This is a genomic window from Aliifodinibius sp. S!AR15-10 (assembly GCF_031569985.1).
Lineage (GTDB): Bacteria > Bacteroidota > Rhodothermia > Balneolales > Balneolaceae > JAMQKA01.
Window position 1 is genome coordinate 47176 of record NZ_JAMQKA010000036.1, and the last position, 12146, is coordinate 59321.

The window sequence follows — 12146 nt, forward strand, 5'->3', positions numbered from 1 at the left end:
TAAGCCGGGTTTTATGGCTGTCTTCGCATTCTTAGTAATTTCTTAACATTGACCTATATAGTAAAGCCGTGCTTCCACGTTGTTGGAAGCACGGTAGAATAAGATGCTGTTTATCTATTCCAGGAAGTTCTCACCTGCCTGAGGTATAAGGACTTCGGTATCGGAGGCATCTTCAGTGAACTTTTTGAACTCCTTGGGGGAGCCGGTCAGCACCGGAAATGTACCATAGTGGATGGGTATCGCGTATTCGGCACCAATTAGTTCGGCAGCCCAGGCAGCTTCTTCTGGACCCATCGTATAATGATCGCCCATTGGCACGGCAATAAGGTCGGGGTTATAAAGTTCACCATACAGCTCAAGATCGGCAAAAATGTTTGTATCTCCCAAGTGATAAAAAGTAAAATCATTAAAGGCTACTACCAGCCCTCCCGGATCGCCGGCATATTCCCCCTGGTATGATGAGCTGTGATTTGCAGAGACCAGTGTGACACTGAAGTCATCAAAATCCAGGGTTCCTCCTTTGTTAAATTCAACTGCCTGGTCCTCCGGCAATCCATGCTTTTTCAGCAGGCCGGACAGCTCTACGATAGATACGACTTGGCAGCCTGTTTGTTTTGCAATATCTATTGTTTCGCCGACATGATCGGCATGACCGTGGGTCAGAAGTATGAAATCGACTTCTTCGGGCTCCTTCCACTCGTCCGGGGTGGTGGGATTATTTTTTAAAAAGGGATCTATGTAAATATTATTTCCCTCAGGAGATTCCAATTTGAATGCCGAATGTCCCAGCCAAAAAGCATTGACAGAAGTTTCCATGATGTATGAGTAATTTTGCTTACTATTCAAATTTTAGTTGACTATCCTAGTTCAATATGTTATTAATTAGTTCCAGTTGGTCACATATCATCGTTCTTAACTTTTAAACTTATGGGTACTAACAGCTTTTCTTTTTTAACAGTTTCAGAACCCATTGTTGACTGCAGGTTCTGAGTTTATTAAGAATCTTATATAAAATATTTCAACTCTGAAGATTAAATCGAAAAAATACAGAGGTATGTTTTATGGCTGAACGCATTAAACTCCATCCTGAGACTCCACATGTAAAACGAATCTTTGAAATAGCAGATATGCTAAAACAGGGAAGCATTGCCCTTTTCCCTACCGACAGCCAGTATGCCCTGGGTTGTGAATACACAAATAAAAAGGGAATTAAGCGAATACGCGAGATCCGTGATATGAACAATGATGATCACCTGACCATTTTGTGTGATTCCCTGTCAGGTATTGCCAAGTTTGCCCATATCTCTGATCACAATTTTAAGTTGATTAAACGACTTATTCCAGGACCCTTCACATTTATCTTGCCGGCAACAAAAGAAGTTCCCAAACTGTTGGTGCACCCCAAGAAAAAGACCGTCGGTATTCGGGTGCCCGATTATCCTATTTGTGAACTACTCGGCAGGGAAGTGGGCAATCCGCTTGTCTCCATAACAGCGAAAAAGCCGAATTTGGGTGACGAGGAACTAGCGAACTATGAAAGAGAACCGTTTTTGAGAGAGTTTGAAAAATTGGTCGATGTCATTATTGACAATCAGCAAGAACTACCGAGTAAGGAGACAACTATTATTGATATGACAGAAGAACGGGCTAAAGTATTGCGACGTGGTCTTGGGGCTGAAAGGGTCGAAGAGGTGTTTTTAAGCCAGGGCGAACCACTTGAGGAGGTGGCCGCAGAATGAGAATAGCCATCAATACCGGGGGGGGAGACGCGCCAGGACTTAACGCAGCTATTAGATCTGCTACCCTTGCTGCACTGAAGCGGGGGTGGGAGGTCTTTGGCATAAAAAATGGGTATGGCTCGGTCTATACTGAAAAACCCTTCATAAAAATGGACGAAGAATCGGTCCGTGGCATTACCTTGTTGGGTGGTACTATTTTAGGTACCGCCAACAGGGGGAATCCTTTCGAGATGCCTTATGAAAAAGAAGATGGCACACAGGGATTGAAAGATGTATCCGACCACTTGGTTGCTAAATTCAATGAATATAATATTGATGCGCTGGTGGCCATCGGTGGAGACGGCTCTATGCACATCGCCCATAAGTTAACACAGAAAGGCATTAAGATCGTGGGCGTGCCCAAAACCATTGACAACGATCTTTGGGGCTGCGATGTCACGCTCGGTTTTGACACCGCCCGTAGCATTGCGACTGAAGCGATCGACCGAATTACCACAACGGCTGAATCGCACGAGCGGCTGATGGTTGTGGAAGTGATGGGACGGTATGCCGGATGGATTGCCCTGTATTCCGGTCTCGCCTCAACCGCAGACGTCATCCTCATTCCCGAAATACCCTTCAGCTATGATTCTATCGTTGAAAAAATTAAGGAGCGAAGATCCAAGGGTAAAAACTACACAATGATTGTAGTTGCCGAGGGAGCCAAGCCGGAAGGCGGAGACATTGTAACAAAAGGGAAAACTTTAGGACAGCAGGAACAACTAGGCGGTATTGCCAGCCAAGTTGCCCATGAACTTTCGGAGCGAACAGGACAGGAATCACGTTCGGTAGTCCTTGGCCACCTGCAGCGCGGAGGATCCCCCACGACGTATGACCGACTCATTTCGATGCGATATGGAGCGTCGGCCATTCGTTGTGTTGAGAATGGCGACTTTAATGAACTGGTGGTCTTGCAAGACAACAAGTTGACGACCATCCCACTGTCGGAAGTAGCGGGTAAAATGAAGTACGTGCCACTGGACAGTGACATTGTACAGACTGCTCGCGATGTGGGCATCTGCATGGGAGATTAGGCGTCTAAACATTCTAAGTGCGTTGCACCTATTTTCCTCACTTATCCCAAAAATCTTCCATGAACATTTTCCACTTATTCCGGTTGGTTTCGTGTACCCGTTTTAGGTCGGATGTTACTTTTTGGAATTCCGGGTGATCATGCAGGGAGCTCCAGGCGGGATTCGACGTAATCCATGGATAGTTTTCATATCCTAGGTATATCGTTTTACGGAGCCAGTGCAGCGCTTCGGATTTGTTTCCTTCTACAACGCAATAAGTCGCCATACGATACGCCATCTCACAATCGGTTGCCGAAATCGCCAGTAGTTCATCGGTAATTAACTCGGCGGCCTTGTCCGGATCTCCATTCTTGACGTAGCACATCGCCAGCGTCGGGTAGCTCATTCGCCGGGAGGGTTCTTTCTTAATAACGGACTCCAGTATCGTAATCGCTTTTTTGTATTCCCCGTTGCGGAAATAGAGGTAGCCTTTGGTAGTTCGCAACAGCGATTGGTCCGGCTCCAGCGACAGCCCTTTTTCGACCTGTTGCCAGGCCTTGTCCAGTTCTCCCATGTAGTGATAGACCCGGGCCCGTCGATTATATATTTGTGTGGCAGCAGTGGGATTGTTTTGCAGTGCCATCCCAAAAAGGCGGAGGGCATCATCATAAATACCATCGAGCTGGAAGATGATACCAGCACCAAGGAAGACTTCGGCATCATGCTTTGTTCGTTTTAGCAGAACCTGGATGTCCCGCCGTGCCTGCTCTTTTTCACCTCTCCACAGGTAGGTGTAAGCGCGTTGTAGTTTCGCCTCCACATTCGTTTTGTCGATCTCCAGGGCTTTTTCAAGATGGCGTTGGGCTGCCATAAAGTGCGTGTGTCCCCCAAATCCATTGACCACGTAATTAAGATGTACGCGTCCCAGTCCCGCATGGGCGGGTGCGAAATCAGGAGCCTTTTGCAATACGGTTTTAAACTTTTTTTTACTCTCTTCCAGGTCCCGCTGATTGCTCGATCCCCACAAAAAGCGGGACAACAGGGCGCGTGCTTCCAGGTATTCCTCCGAAACCTGGTCTGGCAGCGACTCCGATTCTTCCTCGGGTTCTTCCATATCCAGGTTTTCGAGGTTAAACAGTGCCTGTTCCACCTCATCGGTGATATCGCTCTGCACCTTGACCAAGTCAAAAGAAGGCACTTTGATTGTACTACCGGCAGCAATTGATTTGTCTGCTACTTCCAACAGCTGCCAGTTGAGGTTGAATCCCTCGTCAGACCTGAAATAGGAGCCGGTCAGGATATATTCTGATTCCAGCTGGTGGCCTACCTGGATTTCGTCCAGGTTGCGGTTGGTCAGTGATAAAAAGGCTCCCGGGGGACGCACCCTTACTGAGGTATTTTGGGCCAGACGGTTGGCGATGGCATCGGCCATGGCCAGGCCAAAATACCGGTTTTGCTGGTTAGTGGCTTCTTCCGCCTGTTTGAACGGGAGTACTGCAATGGAGTTTTTGGGTGCTTCCTTATTTTCGGATTGGTCAAAAAAGTCCGTGAGCTTTGATAACAGGCTTGTACGTTGCCGGTTTTCCGATTGGGATTTAGGTGCCGGAGTTGGTAAGACGGCCGAGTGTTCGCCCGGAACAGTCCCCACCTCGAAATCCATACTCTTCATAATGGTTTTGAGCGCCTCATAGATTTCTGTCACCGACTTGAACCGGTTGGATGGTTGTTTATCCAGCGCTTTCAGTATCACATTCTGCATCGATTCCGGGACGTCATCACGGAGCGTCTGCGGACGAATTGGCTCGGTGTTCTTGATCTGGTGAATAAGGCCTCCCTGCCCCGCACTTTCCGGTACCCAAAAAGGATGCCGGCCGGTAATGATTTCATAAAGAATGACGCCGAGTGAAAAAATATCGGAGTGCTCCGTGCTGCGACGTGTAACAAAAAGTTCGGGCGCCATATAGGCGATGGTGCCCATCTGGTTGGTCTGGGATCCCTGTCCATTTTGGTGGGCGGTGAAACCAAACTCCGATTCGTGCACCGGTTTCGGCTCCTCCTCTTCATCCCTGCGGCGCCGCGCCAGCCCAAAATCAAGGATTTTAACCAGGCCTGCTTCCGTAATCATAATATTCGCGGGCTTCAGGTCGCGGTGCAGAATCCCCATTTTGTGGGCCTCTGCGAGTCCCTCCGAAATCTGGATGCCGATGGACAGGGCAAAACGCAGGTTCAGCGGTTCTTTTTGTATTAGTTCTTTCAGTGTTTTACCGGGCACGTGCTGCATCACCATGTACGGTCGTTTCTCATACTCACTGACTTCGTAAATGGCACACACATTTGGATGCTGAATAGCTGAAGCAAGGCGGGCTTCCTCCAAAATTTTGAGCCGCACTCGCTTTTCCCAGGCACGTTCCGGGTGAACAATTTTGATCACCACCGGCCGCATCAGCTTGGTGTCCGTTGCCAGGTACACCGTGCCCTGCGAACCGGATCCCAGCTTTTGGTGGATGTCGTAATGGTCTATTTTTTCTAGCTTCATAGCTCCCCAAAATAACTGTAATCCGCTCTAACTGCTATCTCTTTTTTAAAATGAATTTGGGAAAGGAGTGAGTTGGAGAAGAGAATATGCCCGATTTAAGAGTAATTACGGGTAAAGCGAATAAAAGGGGATAAAGGGAAGTTAGGGAACCTCCACTTCCTACTTTGTAACCCTCTAAAGTGACCTTTATCCAATTATTAATCCGTAAAGAGCTTTTCGAACTCCTCTTTAAAATCCGGCTTAATAATTCCTCTTTCAGTGATAAAGCCAGTGATATATTTATGGGGCGTTACGTCGAAAGCAGGGTTATAGGTCTCTACCTTGTCAGGGGCCACTTGTGAGCCGTTGAAGGATGCGATTTCGTCGCCTTCTCTTTCTTCAATAGGGATTTTATCCCCGGATTCCAGCTCCATGTCGATGGTGGAAAGCGGCACGGCTACATAGAAGGGGACGTCATTCTCTTTAGCCAGGACAGCCAAGGGATAGGTACCGATTTTATTGGCGGTATCTCCATTAGCGGCGACGCGGTCAGCTCCAACAATAATAAGATCTACCTTGCCTTGCTGCATCAGGGATCCCGCCATGGAATCGGTAATTAGTTTCATCGGTATTTCTGCGTTCATAAGCTCCCAGGAGGTAAGTCGTGCTCCCTGCAAGAGCGGACGCGTCTCATCCACCCATACGTGTATATCCTTAGCGGCCTGATGGGCATGAAAAATGACGGAGAGAGCGGTCCCATACTGCCCGGTTGCCAGGCTGCCGGTGTTACAGTGCGTCAAGATGTTCGATTTCTTTTTTACTAGCTCCAGCCCATTTTCGCCAATCTTTTTGTTGATCCGCTTGTCTTCATCGTGAATCGTTTTTGCGGTCTTCAGAACGATCTCTTTGATCTCTGAAATATCCTTGTCCTTGTGCGCCTGGATGGTACTCTTCAGTCGGCTCAGGGCCCAGTGCAGATTTACCGCTGTGGGACGAGCTGTTTCCAGGTATTCAGCGATGCGCTCAACCTCCACCCAGAAACTTTCAAATGTACTTTCAGGCAGTTCTTTTATCCCGAGGTAGAATCCATAGGCAGCTGCGATTCCAATAGCCGGGGCGCCGCGTACTCGCAGTTTCTTTATCGCCTCCCAAATGCGCCCCACATCCTCTATATCGCTGTACACTTCACGATTGGGGAGATAGGTTTGATCTAAAATTCGCAGATGATCGCCGCGCCATTCAATTGCCTTTATTGCAGTGTCCGTATCGCTTCCCATATGATTCACTTAATTAACTTTGCAAATGTTCTCTGGTATAATTGATTTCAGTAATCAGTAATATAAACTGATCAATCTTAACTATTTGTATAATTGTTAGATATAGAATCTATAACTACAAACTTTTTCCACAGATCTTTTTTTGACCTGCAGTTCCCTTTCAGAGCTTAGTGGCCAATATGAGGGTTGGCAGATGGTAATACAAATTATTTATCTCCTAACGCGTTTAGCGGTTGAGTTATGAATCCATAATCTAAAATAGAATCTCTCAGTCATCCTGAACCTTTAGTCCTGAGCTTGACTCAGGATCTCATTCAGGATCTCGTAAAGATGACAAACGTTGATATTAAATCGAAATAGAATCAACGCATATATCCATGCGAGATCCTGCGTCGGGGTGCAGGATGACTGAGAGGCATTTCCTAACCGCTCAATGCAATATCTCCTATTATAACTAGTAGCCAGCTACATTGCCATCTCCCCTGGGGTCGGCCGCTCCGTGTCGTTTTCCTTCCTCATCCACAAAGATAACATGGGATCGCCCGATATTGTCCATAGTAGCAAGCTGGTGACCCTTCCGCTCTATCAAACGCTTGGAATCGACCGTAATGCCAAAAGGTTCATAGGACAGTTGGTCGGGCAGCCATTGGTGGTGAAAACGGGGCGCATTCACTGCCTGCTGCGCATTCATTCCAAAGATGGCCATATTTAAAAAGTTTTGCAGCGTTGCGGTAATGATGCGGGGTCCACCAGCGGCTCCAAGCACCATTCGCAATTTACCGTCCTGGGTGACGATGGTGGGAGACATACTGCTCAGCATCCGTTTACCTGGTTCAATAGCGTTGGCTTTACCCTGGATCAAGCCAAACATATTCGGTTCCCCCGGTTCTGCTGTAAAATCATCCATCTCATTATTCAGCAAAAAGCCGGCCCCATCGACACTGAATTTATTTCCAAATGAGCCGTTCAGCGTTGTGGTGACGGCCACAGCATTTCCGTCTTTGTCTACAATGGAGAAATGGGTGGTCTCGGAAGATTCACTGTATTGAAAGCCGGGAATGGTGCCGTGTCCGATCTCATCGCTGTCAGATGCGCTGTTGGGATCATAACTCTTCATTCGTTCTTTATTGTAGGATCTGCTCAGAAGCCGCTCCGAGGGGATATCTACAAAGTCGGGATCTCCCAGGAAATGAGCACGATCGGCAAAAGCCCGCCGCATCGCTTCCGTCAACAGGTGGATATAATCCGGGGAGTTGAACCCAACCTGCTCAAGATCGTAATTTTCTATCATTTGCAGTATTTGAGCAATAGCGATGCTACCACTGCTGGGCGGGGGCATGATATTGAGCTCATACTCCCGAAATTGAGCTCGAACCGGATCGCGCCACTTGCTTTTGTAGTTTCGGAGATCGCGATAGGTGATACGCCCCCCGTGCTGTTGCATTTCCCGGATAATCATTTCAGCGGTCTGACCGGAGTAAAACCCACTGCGTCCAAAACGGGCAATGCGTTCCAGCGTTTCAGCCAAATCTTCCTGAACAAAGAGGTCGCCTTCATGGTATGGCGTGCCACTTGATTTGGTAAAGTAGTGCAGGGAGGATCGATCTCTTTTGAAAGATTCGGCGTGGGTGTAGAGGTCATTGGCCTGGGTCCATGAGAGCCGGTATCCCTCACGGGCGAGCTTTATTGCCGGGGCAATCACTGCTTCGAGTGGCAGACGGCCGTAGCGTTCTGTAGCCCTGACCATGCCGTCAACCACACCCGGCACCCCGGAAGCCAGGATCGATCGGCGACTCATGTCGGGTTGATATTCCCCATTCCTGATGAACATATCATTCGTTGCCCCGGAGGGCGCTTGTTCACGAAAATCCAACGCACGCGTTGTGCCATCTGCCATGTGCAAAACCATGAAGCCGCCCCCGCCTATGTTTCCGGCCCTTGGCAGAGTTACCGACAGGGCAAACTGCACGGCCACGGCGGCATCCACCGCATTGCCACCCTGTTCAAGGATTTGTCGCCCGATTTCTGAAGCGTGACGCTCGGCCGTTACAACTGCAGCCTCATCGTAGGACTTGGCCCAGCCAACCTGGGCAGATGTTTTTGGAGAGGTGGAAATAAAGAGAATTAGGATCAGGAGTAGTTGAAACAGGTACCTCATTGAACAAAAAATTTCATTTCTTTGTGGCGTAATCTCGATTAATATAAGAAAATAAGATTGATGCGTGTTGGCTACAGGTTCAGAATATACTAACAGTCAGAGCTCCAGAAAATTGTTTTCGTCCGCTTGGGTTATCGCTTCGAGGAGTTTTATGACTTGCTGGTGGAGTTGCTCATCGTTTTTACAGGCCCTCTCGACGTAGAGCTTTTTTTCTTGTTTTGTCTGTAATTTAAGGGCATTATCTACAATCTCTTCTATCTCTTGCCAGCGCAGTTTGTCCATATGGATCCTTGTTTGTCCTTCCTTTGCTAGTATGTATGCGAAATATGGAAGGGGAATAGGCCATATTGTTATTCTTTAGACCATTTGTCACTTCTTCCTCATCCTTATGCCCGATTTTATTCATGTAGACACTACCAATTTTGAGGTCTTTACTATTTATTTAACGTCAGTTTGAGGATTACAAAAATTATAGCTGTCATCGCGAGGAGGCGCCTTTGATAGTAGTGGGTTCCATCTTGAGGTCGACGTGGCGATCTCCCCGTCCGTTTTCTGTTCAGTCACCGGGAGATTGCCTCCCGACAGGTGTCGAGATCCCGATGGTCACTTAATCCCTCAATGACAGGTTTTATATCGAATTGATGTTCCTTTAGATAATTTGTCACCATTCTGCTTGGTATTACGCAATTCTACTATGTAGCGAAATGGGTATTCCATTTAGGAGTGACTACTAAAATCCATCAAACAATTGATTGAGACTGAAGAAGTGAGAAAAGATTAGCCTGCTTGGGCGGAATAGATTGGCGCGAATTTTACTACCTGCTGGGGCTTTGAGGGCCGTTGCAGGACTTTATCATTTTATGCTTGTGTAACTTGTTCCAAATAGGATTTTGCCTGCTTAGTTCGGTTGCTGCTTTCTCCAAAAATATCGAGATAGATGCTGTATGCTTGCTGAAAATATTTCCGGGCTTCCTGTGGCTCATCCATATCCTGTTTCAACTTGGCGAAATGAAAGTAAAATTCGGCTTGTTGATGGTTGTTTCCCGGAACCACTTTCTGGTGAATAGATTGGACCTGCTGAAAATATTCCCGGGCCGGTTTATACTTGCCCATCTCCCGATAGGCTGAAGCCAGTTTAATCTTTGCTCTCGCAACACGACGGTTATATTCCCCCAGCTTTCTCTTATAAGCCAAATACTTTTCTTGAGGAGTGAAATTGCTTTTTTGTAGTTTTCTTGTTTTTGATAAACAACTGCTAAATGAGAAAAAGGACCGGCCAGGTTAAAATTATCTTCACCCATATGCTTTGTTCTTGAGGTGATGATCTCTTGTAGCAATTGTTTAGCTTCTGACAGTTTATTTTGATTGTACTTGGCTATCGCAACATATTTTTTTGCCCCATTTATATAATCATTTGTAGGTTCCAATAGCTTTTGATAAGTATGCAATACTTCTTGAGCAAGTTGTTCTGCTTTCTTGTAGTCTGCTGATAAGAAATAATTGATAGAAAGATGATACATAGAAAGTGCCGCGGGCATACTTTCTTCACCTGTCAGCCTGCTATTCAGTTCAATTGATTTTAAAAAATAGTGGTTTGATTGCTTAAAGTTACCCCAATCGCGGTTCACCCATCCGAGGAATTTGTAATTCTCAGCAATCGTCATTGTGGGATTGGAGAACGCCTTCCGATGTAGTTTGTTCGATTGCAGAAGGACTTGTTTGGCCTTTCTAAAATCGGATACATAAATAAGCGATTTTCCATAACCACTCAACATTTGCATATAGTCAAAACTATTTCCCATGCCCGCGCTGGAATAGATACTGTCTGCTTTTTCGTAATAGGAATTTGCTAGTTCATAATTTTCAACAAACACGTTAACCCTGCCCAGCAAGCTGAATACAGATGCCTTTAAGGCGGAGGGGGGATTGCTCATACTTATTAAAAGCTGGTGAGCCTTATGGACTGGTTTAAGAATTGCTTGATCTCCAGTTCTCCGTTTACTTTCCAACTGTCCAAGCTTAACGTAAATCCGGACTTTACTTTCAAGAGAATCTGCAATTTGTGGAGTTTGGGAGAGTGCTTTCCGGTAGCTTTCTTCTGCTTCTGCAAAAGCGTCGATACCCGTTAGTGCATCTCCGATAGCCGTTAAAACTTCGATATAAACATCCGGTTGATCTTTTAATTTACCGGTAATTCTGTTTTGTCCGTTTAACATCAATTCCCGGGCAGTCACATTTTTGCCCTCATAACTAGTTGATTGAGGATTGGAGGATCGAAAAATATCGACCAAAAAGTTTTTAACGGTTTCGGCTTTCTGAGCCTCCGCTTCTGCAATATTGCGCTCTTCGGTAATCTGATCAATATGATAGCTTCCAAATCCAATAATAGCTGCTAAAATCAGGCATGCACCAACGACAGCCTTCCGATTTCTTTTTAAAAATTTTCCAACTCTATACTTAAGGGTATCGCTCTGGGCTATCAGGGGCTGGGCGTGTTCGTAGCGGTTTAGATCCTCCAGCATCTGCTCAACCGATCTATACCGGGCTTTCGGCTCTCTGCGCAGTGCTTTCATAATAATAGCACCCAGATCCCCCCTTATTTTCTGGGTCATAAAAGAAGGAGTGGTACCACGTTGGGAAGCAATTTTTGTTTTTTGGGATTCAGGTAGCTTGGCGAATTTGTCAGCTGGCTTGGCTGGGCCCCCGCCCAACACGTGCTTCTCTAAGTTGGCTAGATTTTTACTCTCAATGTCAAAGGGACTGGAGCCCGTCAGCAACTCATACATAAGGATGCCAAGCGTATAAATGTCGGTTGCTGTGGTGACAGCATTGTTCTGATACTGTTCCGGGGCAGCATATCCCAGCGTCATCATCCGGGCACCGGTGCGGGTTTGAAATGTAGAATCAGCTGTACTGTCCATCATGAGTTTGGCAATACCAAAGTCCAGTACTTTGACGGTACCATCGTCAGTCACAAGAATATTTGACGGCTTCAGGTCGCGATGTATTGTTGCATTACGATGGGCATGCTTAACGGCTTTACAAACGGATGTAAATAACTCCAGGCGTTTTTCTATTGAAAGCTGATGGGTGTTGCAATATTCCAAGAGTGGAATGCCCTTTATATATTCCATTACCAGGTACGGGAGTCCGTCCTGGGTAACGCCCCCGTCTAACAGTCGGGCGATGTTGGGGTGATCCAAATTCGCCAAAATATTCCGCTCCCTTTTAAAACGTGCGATATTTGAAGGTGTGTCCATTCCCCGGCGCATTATCTTAAAGAGGCCTTTGAATTACCTGCCGATTTGGGTCGTGTTTAATTTTGCGGGTACAAATAGGTAAAAACCGGCAAAATAATCCATAAATGCACCTTGCATTTTTCGTTTTAGGCCGAAATATCGGCCT

General features: G+C 46.6%; 8 protein-coding genes and 2 pseudogenes. 2 read left to right on the forward strand and 8 right to left on the reverse strand.

Going from position 1 to position 12146, the window contains the following annotated elements:
• Positions 1–114 precede the first annotated feature (114 nt).
• Positions 115–816, reverse strand: a complete 702-nt coding sequence (locus NC796_RS19005; RefSeq protein ID WP_310686733.1) for a metal-dependent hydrolase — start codon at positions 814–816, stop codon at positions 115–117.
• A 245-nt stretch (positions 817–1061) separates the two neighbouring features.
• Here NC796_RS19005 and NC796_RS19010 point away from each other — a divergent pair, with 245 nt between their 5' ends.
• Positions 1062–1739: an L-threonylcarbamoyladenylate synthase gene (locus NC796_RS19010; protein ID WP_310686735.1), complete on the forward strand. Its 678-nt coding sequence runs from the start codon at positions 1062–1064 to the stop codon at positions 1737–1739.
• Positions 1736–2812: an ATP-dependent 6-phosphofructokinase gene (locus NC796_RS19015; RefSeq protein WP_310686737.1), complete on the forward strand. Its 1077-nt coding sequence runs from the start codon at positions 1736–1738 to the stop codon at positions 2810–2812. Before NC796_RS19010 ends, NC796_RS19015 begins: the two co-directional genes overlap by 4 nt.
• A 37-nt stretch (positions 2813–2849) precedes the next feature.
• Here NC796_RS19015 and NC796_RS19020 read toward each other — a convergent pair whose 3' ends face one another.
• From NC796_RS19020 to NC796_RS19045, 7 genes and pseudogenes are all read right to left on the reverse strand, one after another.
• Positions 2850–5327 (reverse strand): FlgO family outer membrane protein, encoded by a 2478-nt coding sequence (locus NC796_RS19020; RefSeq protein WP_310686738.1) that lies wholly within the window; start codon positions 5325–5327, stop codon positions 2850–2852.
• 197 nt (positions 5328–5524) lie between these two features.
• Positions 5525–6583, reverse strand: a complete 1059-nt coding sequence (mtnA, locus tag NC796_RS19025) for an S-methyl-5-thioribose-1-phosphate isomerase (RefSeq protein WP_310686739.1) — start codon at positions 6581–6583, stop codon at positions 5525–5527.
• 454 nt (positions 6584–7037) lie between these two features.
• The gene (gene ggt / locus NC796_RS19030; RefSeq protein WP_310686740.1) at positions 7038–8741 is read right to left on the reverse strand and encodes a gamma-glutamyltransferase; all 1704 of its coding nucleotides are present in this window, start codon (positions 8739–8741) and stop codon (positions 7038–7040) included.
• Positions 8742–8837: 96 nt separating this feature from the next.
• Positions 8838–9023 (reverse strand): hypothetical protein, encoded by a 186-nt coding sequence (locus NC796_RS19035; protein ID WP_310686741.1) that lies wholly within the window; start codon positions 9021–9023, stop codon positions 8838–8840.
• Positions 9024–9599: 576 nt separating this feature from the next.
• The gene (locus NC796_RS19040) at positions 9600–9728 is read right to left on the reverse strand and encodes a hypothetical protein (RefSeq protein ID WP_310686743.1); all 129 of its coding nucleotides are present in this window, start codon (positions 9726–9728) and stop codon (positions 9600–9602) included.
• A gap of 3 nt (positions 9729–9731) precedes the next feature.
• A pseudogene (locus NC796_RS26860) lies at positions 9732–9854 on the reverse strand (hypothetical protein); the annotation flags it as partial.
• A gap of 317 nt (positions 9855–10171) precedes the next feature.
• Positions 10172–12013 (reverse strand): annotated as a pseudogene (locus tag NC796_RS19045) (protein kinase domain-containing protein); the annotation flags it as partial.
• Positions 12014–12146: the final 133 nt, after the last annotated feature.